We start from the raw sequence: 17,694 nt of genomic DNA on the forward strand, positions 1-17,694 counted from the left end.
GCCCCGCGCAATCAGACTCGCGACGATGCGCCGATGCGGCGCGTGGGCCCGATCAGGGGCGCACCTCGACGGTGAACGCCTCGACCGGACCGATGTTGCCCGCGGCATCCGTCGACCGGTACTCGACTCGGTGCTCGCCGTAGCCCGGCTCCCGCACCTGGAACGGCGAGAGCGACATGCCGCCCGTGCCGAGGTTGCCGTAGACGAGGTCGTCGACGTTCGTGCCGGTCGGCGTGAACAGGAACGGCGCCTCGGCATCGGTCGGCCAACCGTAGTAGTTGTGCCAGCCGTCGCCGTCGAGGCGGAACTCGGTCACGAGCGCACCGGCCTCGTCGTCGCTCGCCGTCAGCTTCATCGTGAACGACCCGTCGACGACGTAATGCGGCTCGCCGTTCGCGCCGACCGAGGTCTCGACCGGTGCGGAGACGACGGACTCGACCGTCGGCCCCTCGGCGTCGACGGTCCACGTCAGCGTCTCGGCGGCGGCACCGGCACGCTTGGAGTCGCCGACCGATGCGGTGACCGTGTGCGTTCCCGTCGAGAGCCCGAGATCGGCGAGCTCGAGGGTGCGCGCATTGTGCGGGTTCGGCTGGCGCACGCCGTCGACCGTCCAGATGACGTCGAAGACGCGGTCGGACCGGTGCGTGGTCTCGACGTAGAGCACGTCGAGCGAGCCGACCGGGCTCTCCGTCCGGGTCGACTCGGTGAACGCCGGCTCGACGTCGGAGGCCACTGCCCTATTTGAGCCGACGGTCCACGAACGCGACTGGGTCATCGACGCCGAGTCGCGGAGCGCGGGGTCGCGCACGAAGGGCGTGTTGTCGACGACCGTGACCGTCACCACATCGCCGGGCTTTGCCGGCGTCTTCTTGAGCTCGAGCTGCGTCGTGTTGTGGGGGTTCGGCACCGCCTTGCCGTTGATCGCCCAGTCGACGTCGAGCTCATGGTAGACGGGGTGGGCGACATCGATCGAGATCACCTCGTCGGCTGCGACCGGCGTGGCCTCGTCGGGCGCGTCCGCGATGAGCGGGATCTTCGACGAGATGCGCTCGGTCATGATCTCGCGCGAGACCTGGTCCATCTGGTAGCCGAGCGTCTTCATCATCGAGTGACGGCTCGGGCGGAAGATGCCGGTCGAGTAGTACTGGCCGCCCTCGTAGGCGCCGATGGTTCCGCCGGCCTCGCTCGGCTCCCCGAGCCAGCGCCACCACTTGGCCTGCTGCGCGGCCATCTCCTCGACGGTCATGATCGTGTGGTGCTTCGAGCGGGGCTCGCCGCCCGTGTAGTCGCCCGTCGTGATGCCGCGCGTGTAGTAGTCGTACTCGTCGGCGAGGCCGCCGAGCGAGTGCCCGATCTCGTGCGGCGAGATGAGCGCCGAGAGCGAGTTGCCGCCGCTCGCCGTCGCGTAGCTGCCGCCCGCGCCGCCGTAGGTGTCGCTGTTCGCGAGGGCGAGCACCTGGTCGACCTTGGGCGCGACCTTCGCGTACTCGCGGGCCTTCGCGCCGTTCATCGTGATGAGACGCTGCACGCTGTTCGGGTTGCATCCGCCCCAGAACGACATCTTGAGCGGGGTGTCGCGGCGGGGCGAGTCGAGGGACGAATCGCAGCTGATGCCGGACTCACCCGAGATGATCTCCACCGCGTAGACGTTGAAGTAGTTGCGGTAGCTCTTGTACGGCTCGATGCTCCACATCGTTTCGAGGTGCTTCTCGACCTGCTCGCGGAAGAGCGGCTGCTCGTCGGCGGTGTACCCGTCGCCGAGGATGACGAGCGAGAAGCGTTCGGAGGGGTCGCCGGTCACTTGGATCGGGACGAGCGTCGAGCTGCCGACGGCGGGCTCGTCGGCGTTCGCGGCCTGGGCCGCGGTGACGGTCAGGCCTGCGGTCAGCACTGCGGCGAGCGCGAGGGCGCCGGCGCGACGACGCCCCGCGCGCGGCGTGACGTCACGCGGAGCGAGTGGTGGGGCGAACGGTTGGGCGTTCATGCGGTGGTTCCCTTCATCTGGATGTCCCGCGACGCGACGTTGCATCACGGTCGGAGGATCGACGCGTGGGTGGCGCGACGAACGGGCCCCGCGGGCGGTGACTGAGCCGAGAGCGCCGGCCGCCTCACGAGAGGCGGCCGGCGCCCGAACACACTCCGCCGCGCGCAGCGAGCTCTGCAGCGCCCCCATCCCGCCGACGAGCGGCAGGTGCACCGTCGATGCCGACGGCTTGAGGGTCAGCTCGGTGCCGGGTGCCGGACGTACGGTGTACTCGTTGTCCGACGAGATGATCACCACGCCGATCTGCGAGCCGGCGGAGAAGACGTAGTCCTTCGGCTCGAAGTCGAAGCTGAAGCTGTACGACTCCCCCGGTGTGATCGGCTCGGTGACGGCGGACGAGCCGCGGTTCTCGACATCCATCCAACCGCGCGTGATGATCTTCGGCGACCCGGTCGCCGGGTACTCCACGAGCAGGGCCGAGAGGTTCGCCTTCGCACGGTCCACCGCGACCTCGAGCGAGACCGACGGCGTACCGGAGAGGCGCATGGGCTCGCCGAGCACTGCAGTGCGGTAGGCCAAGCGGTTCGGCGACGACTCCGCCGCGGCGAGCGCGGACGCACGGATGCTCGCATCGTCGACGAGGTTCTCGGTCGCACGAGACCCGTTGCGGGAGACGGCGAGCGCCCCGATCCCGTCGGCCTCGTCCGCCGGAGCGAACTTCAGCTTGACCGACGCCGCGGCCGGGTCCGGCCACTCGGGGTACTCGGTGAGCGTCCGGTCCTCACGCACGACGTAGGCCTTCGGCAGCTCCTCGACCCCGTTCTCGACGTCGTAGAGATACCGGGTGAACCAGCGGTTGAGCAGCGTGTCGTTGGGGTTGCCGCCGTGGCCGCCCTGGTGCAGGTAGATCTGGTGCGGCACACCGCGCGCCTTCAGGGCCTCGTAGAGGTCCGAGGCGTTCTTCGTCATGACGTTCCAGTCGTTCAGACCGTGGGCGACGAGCGTGGCGGCTGTGATCTGGTCGGCATCGGCGAGGTAGTCGCGCTCCTCCCAGAAGGGGCTCGAGTCGCCCGTGGCGCGGTCCTGGTTCGCACGGAGCTCGTCGATGACGGGCTGGCAGATCTGCTGGTCGAACCGGGTGTAGACGTAGTCGGCGAGCACATCGAGGTCTTCGCCCTGGTATCCGCCGGGTGCACGAACGGCTCCGTTCGAGCGGTAGTAGTTGTACCAGCTCGAGATCGCCGACACGGGAACGATCGCCTCGAGGCCCTCGACACCGGTGCTCGCGACGCCGATCGGCAACGTGCCGTTGTACGAGGTGCCGATCATGCCGACGTTTCCGGTCGTCCAGTCGGCGGAGACCGTCGTCGCCCGGTCGGGCGCCGTGTAGGCGGTGGCTCGGCCGTTCAGCCAGTCGACGACGGCCTTGCCGGCGAGCGACTCGTTCTCGCCGCCCGAGGTCGGGCACCCCTCGGACCATCCGCTGCCGAGGCCCTCGGCGTGCACGACGGCGAATCCGCGCGGCACCCACGTGTTCTCGAGGGAGCCCGAGATGCGGGGGCTCGTGCGATTCCTCGGAGTGAAGACCGGCCAGGCCGGCTTCTCTGTCGGCGGGGAGCCGATCTCGTGGTCGACCGGCCAGTTCGAGACGCTGGTTCCACCCGCATAGTAGGGGCTCATCTCCATGAGCACCGGGACCTTGAGTCCGTCGGCGGTCTCGGGCACGCGGCTCACGTCGATGTGCACGAGGTCGGGCCGGCCGTCGCGATCGGAGTCGACCTCGCTCTCGACCCATGCCTCTTCGTTGATCCACTCGGCCGCCACCTTCGTGAAGACCGCCTGCGAGAGGCCGTCGACGAAGGTGGGCTCGGCCGGGGCCGGCGCGGGTGCCGCTTGCGCGGGCGTCGCCGCGACGACGCCGCCGAGCGCGAGCGCCGAGGTCAGTGCGACGGCGACGACGCGACCGCGGCGCCGGCCATCGGGATGCGGGACCGTTGATGTCATGGGGGGCTCCTTCGAACGGGGTCGGGGGCGACCGCCGTCCGCAGATGCAGGCGAGGATGACCACCCGGTGACATCCACAGGCTACGCACAGGGTCGTCTCGGAGCACGCGTCAGATGTTGCGGCGAGCGCTCACGCCGATCGACAGATGTCGATGCGACGACGGAACGGGATCGATCACGTCACCTCGGCGGCGTCCTGCGCACGGCGCTCACGATCCCCCGCCTCGCCCGCCCAGAGCATGAGGGCGACATGCAGGCCGAGGCGATCGAGACCGTTGCCGAGGTTGATCTCGAGAATCCGCTCGACACGGGCCAACCGGTTGTAGAGCGAGGTTCGGTGCACGCCCAGGCGCACCGCGGCCTTCTGCACCTGGCCCGCTTCCGCGAGGTAGCACTCGAGGGTCTCGATCAGGGCCTGGCCGTCGCGCTCCGCGGCCACGCGCTCGAGTCCCGGCTGGAAGTCGCTCGATCGGAGCCCCGAGGCGGAGGCAGCCGCCAGCCCGCGGTAGACACCCAGTCGATCCCAGTGCAGGACCGACCCGTCGATGCCGAACGATGCGGCGATGGCGAGCGCACGGCGACCCTGCCGGTAGCTGTCGCGAGCCGCGGCGACCGGCACCTTGCCGCCGACCGCGACGCGCATCGACTCGGGAGCGGCACCGTCCGGGTCGATCGCCGACTCCGCGAGCACGCCGGCGACGCGGTCGCAATCGGCGAAACGCCGCAGCGACGCCGGAACGAGGAGGAGCAGGTGACTGCGCCTGACCAACGCGAGCACGTCGCGACCGCCGAGCGTCTGACGCGCGCGGCGCGCGGCGCGCTCGAGGGACTCGCGAACCGATCCGCCGTGGCCGGGCGACGACCCGGCGTCCAGCACGTAGACGCGAAGGGTTCCGCTCTCGAACCGGCCCGACTCGACGAGCTCGTCGGCGGCACGGCGTCGCACCTCGGCCCGGCCGAGGACGAGTTCGCGAGCGAGCTCGCGCTCGTGCGCGGACTCGAGGTCCTGCGACATCCGCACGCGCGCCCACTCGTCGGCGAGCTGCTCCGCGCATTCGTCGACGCGAGCGAGGTCGAGCGACGGTGCGAGCCCCGCAGGCTCGATGAGCCAGAGGTGGCCGAAGACGACGCCGGAACGACTGATCGGCACGCACACTCGCGAGAGCATGCCGAGCTCCGGGCTCCCGGGAACCCGCACGGCCGAGACCGCTTCGTACACGCCGAGCCGGCTGAGCCAGCCATGGATCGCGGGATCGGCCCGATGCTCGAGGATGGAACGCCGACGCACCTCGTCGATCTCGTCGGCCTGCGGACTGTATGCGATGACGCGGCGACGGCGATCCTCGATGAGGGCAGGGCATCCGAGCTCGACGGCGATGCGGGTGATCAACTGCTGCAGGCTCATGTGGAATCTCGGGTTGCTGCGATCGCGGACGACACCAGCCTAGGCGCGGGTGCCGGGCGAGGCGGCTTCCTCCGGGGCGAGCGGCAGCTCGACGACGAACGCGGTGGTGCCGGGTTCGCTCGTCACCGACACCTCGCCGTGGTGCGCCTCGACCACGGCCTTCACGATCGCGAGCCCGAGGCCGGTGCTGCCGGCGATGCGCGAGCGCGACGAGTCCCCGCGGGCGAAGCGCTCGAAGAGCGAGTCGGCGAGCGCGGGCGGCACACCGGGGCCGTCGTCTTCGACCGTGAGCACCACCGCGTCGCCGTCGCGTTCGAGGGAGGCCACGACCGAGGTGCCGTCGGGCGTGTGCACGCGGGCGTTGGCGAGCAGGTTCGTCACGACCTGTCGCAGACGCGGTTCATCGCCGATGACGATCACCGCGGCATCCGGAAGCCGCACCTCCCACTCGTGGCCGGGCCCGGCCGCCTGCGCGTCGCCGACCGCCTCGACGACGACCCGGCTGAGATCGACCGGCAGCGCCGCGAGTTCGCGCCCCTCGTCGAGCCGCGCGAGCAGCAGCAGGTCTTCGACGAGCTCGGTCATGCGCACCGACTCGCTCTCGATGCGCCCGATCGCGTGCACGACGTCGGGCGGCAGCTCGCCGCCGTGCAGTCGGGTGAGCTCGGCGTAGCCGCGGATCGAGGCGAGCGGCGTGCGCAGCTCGTGCGAGGCGTCGGCCACGAAGCGGCGCACCTTCTGCTCGCTCTCCTCGCGAGCCGAGAGAGCGGATGCCACGTGGCCGAGCATGCGGTTGAAGGCGCCGCCGAGACGGCCGACTTCGGTGCGTTCGTCGTCGACGGGCACGCGTTCGGCGAGCGCGACGTCGCCGCGGTCGAGCGGCAGCTCCGAGACGTGCAGCGCTGTCTCGGTCATGCGCGAGAGCGGGGCCAGCGCACGCTGCACGATGAGCGAGCCGAAGCCGAGTGCGAGCACGAGCCCCGCGAGCGCGACCACCGCGATCGTCACCGCGAGCTCGCGCGTCGAGGCGTTGACCTCGGCGAGCGGCAGGGCCAGCACGACCCGGGTCTCGGGGGCGATGTCCTTGCGCTCGGAGAGGGCGCGGAATTCGCCGAGCGCGTGGCCCATGTCGATCGTGTGCACCTGGCCGTCGTCGGGCACCGCGGCGAGCGTCGCCGTGCCCGTGGGGCCGAGTTTCAAGATGCCCTTCGCGTCTTGGGCGATGTAGGCGGCGTCGGCCGGCGCCGAGTCGGGCACGACCGCGGCGAGCGTGCCCGCCGACTGGCCGGCGACGTCGAGCAGCGGCGTGGCCGCCTCACCGCTGCCGGGAAACGGCACAGGCCCCTGCAGGTTCAGCTCGGCGCGGTCCATCGCGGCGTGCAGGTCGGCGTCGAGCGCGGCGACCGACGAGGTGTGGAAGACGCTCACGCTGACCACGCCGACCACGACGCTGACCGCGGCGAGCAGGCCGGTGAGCACGAGCAGCAGGCGTCGCTGCAGGGTCCATTCGCCGCGTGTGCCGCGCGTGCCACGCGGCGAGTCGGTCGTAGCACCGGGCATCGCGCCCGTCGCGGTCGCCCGGGCCGACGCCGCGTAGCCGGGATCGCCCGGCCGAGTCATCCGACCGCCTTCAGCATGTAGCCGGCGCCGCGCACGGTGTGGATCATCGGCTCACGGCCGGCGTCGATCTTCTTGCGCAGGTACGAGATGTAGAGCTCGACGACCGACTCCTTGCCGCCGAAGTCGTAGCTCCAGACGCGGTCGAGGATCTGCGCCTTCGAGAGCACGCGGCGGGGGTTGCGCATGAGGAAGCGCAGCAGCTCGAACTCGGTGGCGGTCAGCTCGATCGGCGTGCCGCCGCGGCTGACCTCGTAGGAGTCCTCGTCGAGGGTGAGGTCACCGACGACGAGCACCGGGTCTTTCGCCTGGGCGAGCGTGAGCGTCGAGCGCCGGATGAGTCCGCGGAGGCGCGCCACGACCTCTTCGAGGCTGAAGGGCTTCGTGACGTAGTCGTCGCCGCCCGCGGTGAGGCCCGCGATGCGGTCGTCGAGCGAGTCCTTCGCGGTGAGGAACAGCACGGGCGTCTCGGTGCCGTCGGCGCGTACGCGCTGCAGCACCTCGAGGCCGTCGATGTCGGGCAGCATGATGTCGAGCACGATCGCGTCGGGCCGGAACTCGCGGGCGACCTTCACCGCGGTCTGCCCGTCGCCCGCGGTGCGCACGTCCCACCCCTCGTACTTGAGGGCCATCTTCAGCAGCTCGGTGAGCGAGTGCTCGTCGTCGACCACGAGCACGCGCACCATCGAGCCGTCGCCCTTCGCGATCGCGGGGGCGCGGTGCGGGTTCGCGGGGGCGTTGGTGCTCATACCTCCAGTATCCGCGTCGAGCTATGCGTTTCCTATGACTTCGTCGAGTGGATGCCGCGTGGTCGCCGCGGCATGTCGGCGGCACGCACGATCGCGCTTACGGTGGAAGAGATGAGCACTCCACCCGAACACCCCTCCCGCGAGACCTACCTGCGTCGGCGTCTCGTGGTGGGCGCCGCGGTCGCCGTCGCGGTCGTGCTCGTCGCGTGGCTCGTCGTCGCGATCGTCGCGGCGGTCATCGCGGCGACGGCCCCCACAGGGCCGGGCACGCAGGGCGGCGACGGCAGCCATCCGAATCAGGCGGCGCTCGAGCTCGATCCCGAGCTGCCCGCCCCCGTGCTGCGCCAGCTCGAGTACGTGCGCGACAACTGGGATGCCGACGAGAGCGAGCGGTACGGCGTGCTCGGCGACGACGACTGCGTGAACTTCACTTCGCAATCACTCATCGAGCGAGGCTGGCTGCCCGACGACGAGTGGGGGTACTCGGCAGACGGCGACCCCTACGCGGCGACCGAGGCATGGCGCTCGTCGACCCGGTTCCGCGATTATCTCGCCGCGCACCCCGAGCGTGCGACGCCGCTCTCCGATCGACAGCGCGCCGAGGTGGAACCCGGCGACATCGTGCAGTTCGATTGGGACGACTCGGGCGACCGCGATCACACCGCGATCGTCACCGCCGTCATCGAGCGCGACGACGGCAGCATCGACGTGTTCTACGGCGGCCACACCGATGCCACGTGGGATCGCTCGGTCGACGACCATCCGCGACATCCCGAGACGAAGGTCTATTACTGGAGCGTCGCCGACTGATGCGCCCGGCGGCGCTCGGCCGGGCCGCTGCGTGCAGGCACTCACACAGAACGCAGATGTTCGCTTCCTACGCTGTGACGCGATGCCCCACCTCTTCAGCTCCCCCGTCAGCCGCCGCCTCCTCGTCACCATCTCGGTCTCCGTGCTCGTCGTCGTCATCGGCGGCGGCGCGTGGGCATTCGCCACGGCGACCGACGAGCCCGCCGCCAGCGCGGACACGACGACCGGAGTCGCGAACGCCGATGCCCACGACGAGACGTCCGAAGCGGATGCCGTCGTCGCCGACTTCTCGGCCTACTCCGACGGCGTCGCCGCCCAGCTCGCCTACGCGTTCGAGCACTGGGACGACACCGAGAGCGACACCTTCGGCTACCTCGACGACAACGACTGCGTGAACTTCACGAGCCAGACGCTGCTCGCCAGGGGCTGGGTCGAAGACGACGAGTGGTGGTACGACGCCTCGGGCGACGCCTACGGCCACGCCGCCGCCTGGATCAGTTCGACGGCCATGCACGACTACCTCGAGGAGCACCCCGAGCGGGCGACCGCGCTCACCGACGACGAGCGCGGTTCGGTGAAGGTCGGCGACATCGTGCAGTTCGACTGGGACGACTCGGGCGACCGCGACCACACCGGCATCGTGACCTCGGTCGAGACCGAACTCGACGGGTCGACCACGATCCTCTACGCCGGCCACACCGACCACACGTGGGAACGCTCGGTCGACTATGCGATCACCGAGCTGCACCCCGGCGGCGTGGCGTACTACTGGAGCATTCCCGAGTAGTCGAGGTCGGGCACGCGCGGCGCTACTGGTTCGAGAAAGCCGCGTCGAACGATACGGTCGGCGTCGGCCAGAGCAGCGAGCGGATGAATCCGACCGCCTCGGCCGCGCCGTGCAGGCGGTCCATGCCTGCGTCCTCCCACTCGACCGAGATCGGTCCGGTGTAGCCGATCGCCTCGAGCGCGCGGAACGAGTCCTCCCACGGCACGTCGCCGTGCCCGGTCGAGACGAAGTCCCAGCCGCGCCGCGGGTCGCCCCACGGCAGGTGCGAGCCGAGCACGCCGGCCCGGCCGTTCTGCGGGCGCAGGCGCGTGTCCTTGCAGTCGACGTGGTAGATGCGGTCCTTGAAGTCCCAGATGAAGCCGACGGGGTCGATGTTCTGCCACATCATGTGCGACGGGTCCCAGTTGAATCCGAACGCCTCGCGGTGCCCGATCGCCTCGAGCGTGCGCACCGAGCTCCAGTAGTCGTACGCGATCTCAGACGGGTGCACCTCGTGCGCGAACCGCACGCCCTCGGCGTCGAACACGTCGAGGATCGGGTTCCACCGGTTCGCGAAGTCCTCGAAGCCGGCGTCGATCACCGAGGCGGGCACGGGCGGGAACATCGCGACGTACGGCCAGATCGACGAGCCCGTGAACCCGACGACGGTGTCGACCCCGAGCGCGCGGGCGACGCGCGCCGAGCGCTTCATGTCGTCGGCGGCGCGCTGCCTGACACCCTCGGCGTCGCCGTCGCCCCAGGTGTAGGGCCGCACGATCGCCTCGTGGCGGAAGTCGATGGGGGCGTCGCACACGGCCTGGCCCGTGAGATGGTTCGAAATCGCGAAGACCTCGAGGCCGTGGCGGTCGAGGATCTCGCGGCGCTCGTCGAGGTAGCCGGGCTCCTCTTCGGCGCGCTTCAGGTCGAGGTGGTCGCCCGAACACGCGATCTCGAGTCCGTCGTAACCCCACTCGGCGGCGAGGCGCGCGACCTCGGCGAAGGGCAGGTCGGCCCACTGCCCCGTGAAGAGGGTGACCGGGCGGGTCGGCACGGCGTTCATGATTGCTCCCGTTCGTCTTGCAGGGCGGTCAGATAGCGGATGCTTCGTGCCGCGAGTTCGTCTTGCGATGCGGCGAGCGGCCGCCACACCGAAGCGGCGACCGCGATCGTGTCGTTGTCGCCCGTGAAGGACTCGAGGCCGAGCGGGCCCGCGTAGCCCACGTCATCCAGAGCGTCGAGGAAAGCGGGCCAGTCGATGTGGTCGTCGCCGACCGCGCCGCGGTCGTTGCCGCAGACCTGCACGTAGGCGAGGTGCTCGCCGGCGAGGCGGATCGCGTCGCCGACGCGCTTCTCTTCGATGTTCAAGTGGTAGCTGTCGAGGGCGAGCCCGAGTCCGGGGCCGAGCAGCGGCCCGAGCGCCTCGAGCGCCTGCTCGACGGTGTTGACGAGGCTCGTCTCGTAGCGGTTGAGCGGCTCGATCGCGAGGCGCACACCGCTGCGTTCGGCCGCCCGCACGACCGGGCCGAGGCTGGCCTGCAGCTCGCGGTACCGGGCGGCGCGCTCCTCGGCGTCCATGCGCCAGGTGCGCCCGGTCGCGGCGGTGAAGGGGCCGGCCACCACGCGGGAACCGAGTCGCTCGGCGACCTCGATGCAGTGCACGAGGTAGTTCTGGGTGGCGACGACCTCGGAGCCGGGCGCCGCGATCAGGTTGCGGCCGGGGCCCATGGCTCCGATCACCACGGGGGCGAGTCGGTGTTCGCGCAGCACGTCGGCCGCGACATCCATCGACCAGTCGCCTGGATTCTCGACCGGCAGCTCGATCGCGCCGAAGCCCATGCCTGCGGCCTTCGCGGCGAGCTCGGCGAGCGAGTCGTCATCGAGCGGTGAAGTCCAGACCCAGGTGTTGACGCCGATGATGCGGCGCATGCTGCCTCCTTGCAGAGAAGTCCCTGGTGGTCGAGTAGCGAGCGAAGCGAGCGTATCGAGACCCGGCTCCCAGCCTGTGAAGACTGGTCACCGGGTCTCGATACGGCCCTGGCGGGCCTACTCGACCACCGAGGGTTCGATCAACGAGTGATCCTTACGGGATGATCCGGTCCTGCCAGACCTGCGGGTAGCCCGGCAGGTCTTCGCCGCCGAACTTCGCGTAGTGGCCGTCGGGCATGCCGTCGTTGGCCTCGAGGTACTGGTCGACCTCTTCAGCGGTGATCGGCGACTGCGGGAGCACCCACTCCTTGGGGATCTCCTCGCCCGCGAAGATCTTCTGCGCGGCGAGCAGCGGCGTCCGCCACTGGAAGTTGGAGTACACCGGTGCAAGACCCGTGAGCCCCGTCTCCTTCCACTTGCGCAGGAAGCTCATCTCGTCTTCGCCCGTCATGACGGGGTAGTCGACGCCGGCGTCCTCGAACGCCTCGATGGCGGCGACGGCGCCGTCACCGGCGTCCATCCAGATGCCGTCGACATCGCCCTTGGCGAGCTCGTCGGAGATGATCTTCTTGATCTCGGCGGGGTCGGCGCCCGTGAAGTAGTCGACCGCCTCGATGTCGTTCTCACCGAAGAGCTTCTCGGCTGCCGCCCAGCGCTGTTCGAGCACGTCGACACCCGGGAGGATGCGAAGCGCGACGACCTTCGAACCCGGTTCGAGCTCCTCGATCAGGAACTCGGCCGTGTCGATGCCCCACGCGAATCCACCGATGGGGTGGATGAACGTGACGGGGCAGTCGGTCTCGACACCGCGGTCGAAGACCACGACGGGCTTGCCCGTGTCGCACGCACGCTCGACGGCCGGGGTCATGGCCGCCGTGGAGTTCGGCGAGATCAGGAAGACGTCGCAGTTGCCCTCATTGATGAAGTAGTCGATGTCGGCGATCTGCGTGTCGTCGGAGTCCTGCGCGTCGCGGGTCTCCATCTCGGAGATCGCACCCGACTCCTGCAGCACCTTGAGCTGCTGGTTCATGGTGATCCAGCCGGTCTGGCGCCACGGGTTCGAGATCGAGGCGTTGGCGAAGCACGCCTTCTTCGCCCCGGTCGACGCGAAGGCCGACGTGTCGGTCATCTCGGCGTTGATGTACTGCAGCCACGGCTGCCCCTCGGGCCCTTCGGGCACGACGGACCGTTCTGCGTACTGCTTGTCGTAGAGCTCCTGGTCGAACCACTCGACCGCTTCCTCCGTGGCTCCGGCGTCTTCCGACGGCGCGGCCACGTTGGGGTCGGTGGTACATCCGGCCATCGCGAACAGCGCGAGAGCGCCGACCATGGCGGATGCCAGTGCATATTTGCGTCGCATCACGAACCTCCCTTGGTTTCGTTGTCAGCCCTCTGCGTCGAGGGAATGGGTGCAGGGCGAGCGGATGCCGCGGCATCCTGCTCCTCCGCCGGTGCCGGCGAAGTCTGGTGCGACGGATCCGATGACGGATCCGGCGAAATCTGGGATGCGTGCGCTTCGAGCGCGCGGCCCTTGCGGCGGGCGCGCACCGTCGTCGCGGCATAGGCGACGGCGAGGATGATGATCGCGCCCTGCACCGCGTCGCGGTAGGTCGAGGGCACCCCGGCGAAGTTCAGCAGTGTGAAGAGCGCCTCGAGCGCGAACGCACCGGCCGCGGCCGCGACGACCCAGCCGCGGCCGCCGCCGAGCACGACGCCGCCGAGCACGACCGCGGTGATCGCGGTGAACTCGTAGCCGCGACCGACGCTCGGGTGCACGCCGGCGTAGCCGACGAGCAGCACGCCCGCGACCGTCGCCGAGAGCGACGAGATCATGAACGTCGAGGTCTTCACCCACCAGTTGCGCGCGCCCGAGTAGCGGGCCGTCGTCGGGTTGTCGCCGAGCGCGATGATCGTGCGGCCGAACGGGCGGCGCGCGAACCAGACCGCGACGAGCAGCACGACCACGAGCACGACGACCGACCACGGCAGGATCTCGATGACGGGCAGACCGCGGATGCCGCCTCGGCCGATCTCGCGGAACCCGTCGGCCGGGTTGCCGGTGGCGGCGCCGCCCGTCCAGTAGAGCGTCGCGCCGAGCAGGGCGAGCATCATGCCGAGTGTGGCGATGAAGCTCGGCACCTTGAGCAGCGTGACGATGAGGCCGTTGACGAGGCCGATGAACGCGCCGAAGGCGAGCATGAAGAGCAGCACCGGCAGCGACTTCGACTCGTCCTGGCCGATGAGGTTGCCCGCGATCACGACCTGCGCGGTCACGACCGAACCCATCGAGAGGTCGAACTCGCCGCCGACGATCACGAAGTACTGGCCGATCGCGACGATCGCGACGGGGGCGACGCGCTGCACGAAGCGGATGAACTGCGAGGGTTCGGCGAACGAGGGGTTCAAGACCGTGATCGCGATGAGCAGCACGATGAGCAGCAGGAACACGGCGCCGCGCGGGCTCACGAGGGTGCGGCCGAGGTCGGCGAGGCGCCGGCCGACGGTGGGCTGAACGGATGTCGCGGCGCTCATGCCGATGCCTCCTTCTCGAGTTCGCTGGCTGAGCCGGAGCCGGTTGCCGAGCCCCCGGGTGCCGGGCCGCCGGCCGCCGGGCCGCCGGCCGTTGCGCCCGTCGAAGCGAATCGCGGCCTCCTGCGGTCGAGCGATCGGCTCGTGTAGACGGCGACCGCCGCGACGATGACGATGCCGCGCACGACGTCTTTCAGGAACGGGTTGACCTGCATGACGCTCATCACGTTGTCGACGACCGCGAAGATCGCGACGCCGCCGATCGTGCCCCAGATCGAGCCGCGACCGCCCATCAGCAGGGTGCCGCCGAGCACGACCGCGGCGATCGAGAGCAGGTCGTAGCCGCCCTGGGTGCCGACGGTCGGGCTGCCGACGCCGAGCCGGCTCGCGAGCAGCAGTCCGGCGAGCGCCGCCGTGATCGAGCACAGCACGTGCGCGACGATGAGCGGGCGGGCGGTGCGGATGCCCGAGAGCCGCGCGACCTGCTCGTTGCCGCCGACGGCGAACATGTGGTTGCCGGTTCGCGTGCGGGCGAGGAAGAACGCTCCGAGCACGGCCACCGCGAGCATGATGAGCGTCGACACCGGCACGGGGCCGATGCCCGTCGCACCGATCAGCTGGAACTCCCACGGCACCTGGCCGCTCGTGCCCTTGTAGTTCGAGTCGAGGTAGCCCTTGATGATGAGCCCCGTGCCGAGCGTCGCGATGAAGCCGTTGACCTTGAGCTTCGTGACGATGAGCCCGTTCGCGAGGCCGATGAGCGCCGCGACGACGAGCACCGCGAGCACCGCGATCGGGATGTTGGCGGGGTTGCCGGCCATCAGGTCGGCGGCGATGAGGCTCGAGAGGCTGATGACGTAGGGCACCGAGAGGTCGAGCGAGGCGCAGAGGATGACGAGGGTCTGGCCGATCGCCACGAGGCCGAGCACGCTCATGCCGGTGAGGATGTCGCGGATGTTGCCGGCGCTGAAGAAGTTGCGCCCGACGCTCGCCACGAGCACCGCGCCGATGGCGATCACGCCGACGAGTGCGATGCCGACGATGAGGCTCGCGTCGAGCCTGCGACGGCGGCCTCTGCGAGCGGATGTCGCGGTCACGGCGCTCATCGCTCGCCCCCCTCGCTCGTCGGGCCGGTACCGCTCGTCGGGCCCGTACCGGTCGCCGAGCCTGTACCGCTCGCCGAGCCCGTCGAAGCGAGCGTGCCCGTCGCCGCGGCGAGGATCGTCGCCTCGTCGCTGTGCGCGGGCAACTCGGCCGAGGCGCGGCCGTCGTGCATGACCACGATGCGATCGGACATGCCGATCACCTCTGGCAGTTCGGAGGAGATCATGAGGATGGCGACCCCTTCTTTGGCGAGCCGGCGCATGAGCGTGTAGACGGCGACCTTGGCGCCGACGTCGATGCCTCGGGTCGGCTCGTCGAGCAGTACGACCCTGGGCTTGGTGGCGAGCCACTTCGCGAGCACGACCTTCTGCTGGTTGCCGCCCGAGAGGTACTGCACTTCTTGGTCGACGCCCTGCGACGACACCTCGAGCGACGAGAGCACGCCGGGCAGCTCCCGCCGCGCTTCGCCGGTGCGGCGGGCGAAGACCGAGCGGATGACGAGCAGCGCGTTGTCGCCGACCGACTGGTTCAGAGCGAGACCCTGCGCCTTGCGGTCTTCGGTGATGAGCGCGACGCCGGCCTTCACGGCCTGTCGGGCCGAGGTCATGCGCACGGGCGTGCCGTCGAGCCGCAGCTCGCCGCGGGTGAACGGGTCGATGCCGAAGAGCGCCTCGACGAGTTCGGTGCGACCCGAGCCCTGCAGCCCCGCGACGCCGACGATCTCGCCGGCGCGGAGCTCGAGGTCGATGCCGTCGACGTAGGCGTTGCCGGCCGCGCGCAGCTCGAGCCGCGGATCGCCTACGACCGTGTCGGCCTCGGCCGCCGGGAAGTACGCCGAGATCGGGCGGCCCACCATGCGGCGCACGAGCTCGTCGGTGTCGAGCTCGTCGGCCGGGCCGCTCGAGACGAGCGCGCCGTCTTTGAGCACCGTGATGGTGTCGCAGAGGTCGAAGATCTCTTTCAAGCGGTGCGAGACGTAGACGATCGCGACGCCGCGCGCCGAGAGCCGGCGAACGATCGTGTAGAGCAGCTCGACCTCGTGGTCGGCGAGAGCGGCGGTCGGCTCGTCCATCTGGATGACGCGGGCGTCGACCGAGAGCGCCTTGACGATCTCGACGATCTGCTGCTCGGCGACGGTGAGCGTGCGCACCGGGGCATCCGCATCGATCGTGTCGATGCCGAGATCGGCGAGCAGGGCGCGGGTCTCGGCGAGCATCGCCTTCTTGTCGACGAGACCGCGGCGCCGCGGTTCGCGGCCGAGGAAGACGTTCTGCGCGACGGTGCGCTCGGGCAGCAGGTTGAACTCCTGGAACACGGTCGCGAGCCCGGCCTGTGCGGCCTGCACGGGGTGGCTGAACGCCACCTCCGTGCCGCCGAGCGTGATGGTGCCGGCGTCGCGTTCGTAGACGCCCGCGAGGATCTTCATGAAGGTCGACTTGCCGGCGCCGTTCTCGCCGACGAGACCGTGCACCTCGCCCGGGCGGAGCGTCAGCCCGACCCCGTGCAGCACGGTGACGCCGAAGAACGACTTCTCGAGCCCGGTGGCCACGAGCACCGGTTCGCCGTCGAGTACGCGGGTCATTCCGCCACCTCCACCCAGTTGCCGCTCGCGGCACTCGCGAGCACGGCCTCGGTCACGCGCACGGCGCGGAGGCCGTCGCCGAAGAGCGGCAGCCCCTCGGGGGTCTGCCCGCCGATCGCCGCGTAGGCGTCGGCGACGAATGCGTTGAACGCGTCTTGATAGCCCATCGGATGCCCCGCCGGCACGAGCGACAGCCGTGCTGCATCGCGGGCGAGCCGGGCCGGATCGCGTTCGATCACGCTCGAGGCGTCGGTGCGTCCGAGCCAGAGGGTGTCGGGGCGCTCCTGCTCGAAGCGCACGCTCGCGTCGGTGCCCGAGAGCTCGATCGAGAGGGCGTTCTTGCGCCCCGGCGCGACCTGCGACACGAGCAGGGTGCCGACGGCGCCCGATGCGAGCTCGACGACGACCGCGACGAGGTCTTCGGTCGCGATGTCGTCGTGCGTGGCGCGGGCCTCGTACACGGTGCGGGTCGAGGCGTTGAGGCGGGTGATGCGTTCGCCCGCGACGAACTCGAGCAGGTCGACGAGGTGCGAGCCGATGTCGGCGAACGCGCGCGACGGGCCGCCGAGTTCGGCATCGACTCGCCAGTCGTCGTCGTGCGGGGCCGCGAGCCAGTCTTGCAGGTAGGTGCCCTGCACGCTGAGCAGGCGCCCGGTCTCGCCGCGGGCGACGCGCGCCCTGGCCTCGCGCGCCATCGGGTGGAAGCGGTAGACGAAGGGCACGGCGGCCACGAGACCGCGTTCCTCGGCGAGCGCGGTCAGCTCCGCGGCATCCGTCGCCGACGTCGCGAGCGGCTTCTCGCAGATCACGTGCTTGCCGGCCTCGAGTGCGGCGCGGGCGATCGCGGCGTGCGTCGTGTTCGGCGTGCAGACGTGCACGACGTCGATGCCGGGATCGGCGAGCAGTTGGTCGAGCGATTCGAAGGCCGTGTCGAGTCCGAGGCGATCGGCGGCGACGCGAGCGCTGGCGGCCGACGAGGAGGCACCCCCCACGAGCTCGGCCCGCGCGGCGCGAGCGGCCCGGGAATGCACGGCGGCCATGAAACCGCCGCCGACGAAGCCGGCACGTCTCGTGCGGGCTGGGGCGGTGACGTCCGTTGTCATGCTGGACATGCTGACACACTCCCGTCACCTTTTGCTAGTCCTTCGTCAAAAGTTGCCGGGTTCGTTACATCTTCGAGATTTGCCGACACGTCAAGCTGGTGTGCTTTACTCAGTG

13 protein-coding genes are annotated in these 17,694 nt (G+C 70.1%); 2 read left to right on the forward strand and 11 right to left on the reverse strand.

Going from position 1 to position 17,694, the window contains the following annotated elements:
* Window positions 1-52: 52 nt before the first annotated feature.
* The 4 genes from ACWGST_RS07705 to ACWGST_RS07720 all read right to left on the reverse strand — a co-directional run bounded on the left by ACWGST_RS07705 (window position 53) and on the right by ACWGST_RS07720 (window position 7,759).
* Entirely contained in the window at window positions 53-3,988 is a 3,936-nt protein-coding gene (locus ACWGST_RS07705; protein WP_452046079.1) for a Xaa-Pro dipeptidyl-peptidase, read from the reverse strand.
* 175 nt (window positions 3,989-4,163) lie between these two features.
* Window positions 4,164-5,393 carry a PucR family transcriptional regulator gene (locus ACWGST_RS07710; protein ID WP_452046080.1) on the reverse strand — a complete coding sequence of 410 codons (1,230 nt, stop codon included), beginning with the start codon at window positions 5,391-5,393 and terminating at the stop codon, window positions 4,164-4,166.
* Window positions 5,394-5,432: 39 nt separating this feature from the next.
* Entirely contained in the window at window positions 5,433-7,013 is a 1,581-nt protein-coding gene (locus tag ACWGST_RS07715) for a sensor histidine kinase (protein ID WP_452046081.1), read from the reverse strand.
* Window positions 7,010-7,759, reverse strand: a complete 750-nt coding sequence (locus tag ACWGST_RS07720; protein WP_452046082.1) for a response regulator transcription factor — start codon at window positions 7,757-7,759, stop codon at window positions 7,010-7,012. Before ACWGST_RS07720 ends, ACWGST_RS07715 begins: the two co-directional genes overlap by 4 nt.
* Before the next feature lie 111 nt (window positions 7,760-7,870).
* Between ACWGST_RS07720 and ACWGST_RS07725 the strand changes: the two genes are divergently transcribed.
* Together ACWGST_RS07725 and ACWGST_RS07730 are read left to right on the forward strand one after the other, a co-directional pair.
* Window positions 7,871-8,569 (forward strand): amidase domain-containing protein, encoded by a 699-nt coding sequence (locus ACWGST_RS07725; RefSeq protein ID WP_452046083.1) that lies wholly within the window; start codon window positions 7,871-7,873, stop codon window positions 8,567-8,569.
* An 82-nt stretch (window positions 8,570-8,651) separates the two neighbouring features.
* A complete protein-coding gene (locus tag ACWGST_RS07730; protein WP_452046084.1) occupies window positions 8,652-9,356 on the forward strand; it encodes an amidase domain-containing protein in 705 nt (234 codons plus the stop codon).
* 22 nt (window positions 9,357-9,378) lie between these two features.
* Here ACWGST_RS07730 and ACWGST_RS07735 read toward each other — a convergent pair whose 3' ends face one another.
* The 7 genes from ACWGST_RS07735 to ACWGST_RS07765 form a co-directional block, all read right to left on the reverse strand.
* Window positions 9,379-10,395, reverse strand: coding sequence for a sugar phosphate isomerase/epimerase family protein (locus ACWGST_RS07735; RefSeq protein WP_452046085.1), 1,017 nt, complete (start codon window positions 10,393-10,395; stop codon window positions 9,379-9,381).
* A complete protein-coding gene (locus ACWGST_RS07740) occupies window positions 10,392-11,261 on the reverse strand; it encodes a sugar phosphate isomerase/epimerase family protein (RefSeq protein ID WP_452046086.1) in 870 nt (289 codons plus the stop codon). Before ACWGST_RS07740 ends, ACWGST_RS07735 begins: the two co-directional genes overlap by 4 nt.
* 154 nt (window positions 11,262-11,415) lie before the next feature.
* Complete coding sequence (locus tag ACWGST_RS07745) at window positions 11,416-12,621, reverse strand: substrate-binding domain-containing protein (RefSeq protein ID WP_452046087.1); 1,206 nt, start codon at window positions 12,619-12,621, stop codon at window positions 11,416-11,418.
* Window positions 12,621-13,793: an ABC transporter permease gene (locus ACWGST_RS07750; protein WP_452046088.1), complete on the reverse strand. Its 1,173-nt coding sequence runs from the start codon at window positions 13,791-13,793 to the stop codon at window positions 12,621-12,623. The genes ACWGST_RS07745 and ACWGST_RS07750 overlap by 1 nt, the downstream gene beginning before the upstream one ends.
* Window positions 13,790-14,896: an ABC transporter permease gene (locus ACWGST_RS07755; protein WP_452046089.1), complete on the reverse strand. Its 1,107-nt coding sequence runs from the start codon at window positions 14,894-14,896 to the stop codon at window positions 13,790-13,792. The genes ACWGST_RS07750 and ACWGST_RS07755 overlap by 4 nt, the downstream gene beginning before the upstream one ends.
* Window positions 14,893-16,476 carry a sugar ABC transporter ATP-binding protein gene (locus ACWGST_RS07760; protein ID WP_452046090.1) on the reverse strand — a complete coding sequence of 528 codons (1,584 nt, stop codon included), beginning with the start codon at window positions 16,474-16,476 and terminating at the stop codon, window positions 14,893-14,895. The genes ACWGST_RS07755 and ACWGST_RS07760 overlap by 4 nt, the downstream gene beginning before the upstream one ends.
* Window positions 16,473-17,579, reverse strand: a complete 1,107-nt coding sequence (locus tag ACWGST_RS07765) for a Gfo/Idh/MocA family protein (protein ID WP_452046091.1) — start codon at window positions 17,577-17,579, stop codon at window positions 16,473-16,475. The genes ACWGST_RS07760 and ACWGST_RS07765 overlap by 4 nt, the downstream gene beginning before the upstream one ends.
* Window positions 17,580-17,694: the final 115 nt, after the last annotated feature.

Source organism: Agromyces sp. NPDC055520 (assembly GCF_053619715.1).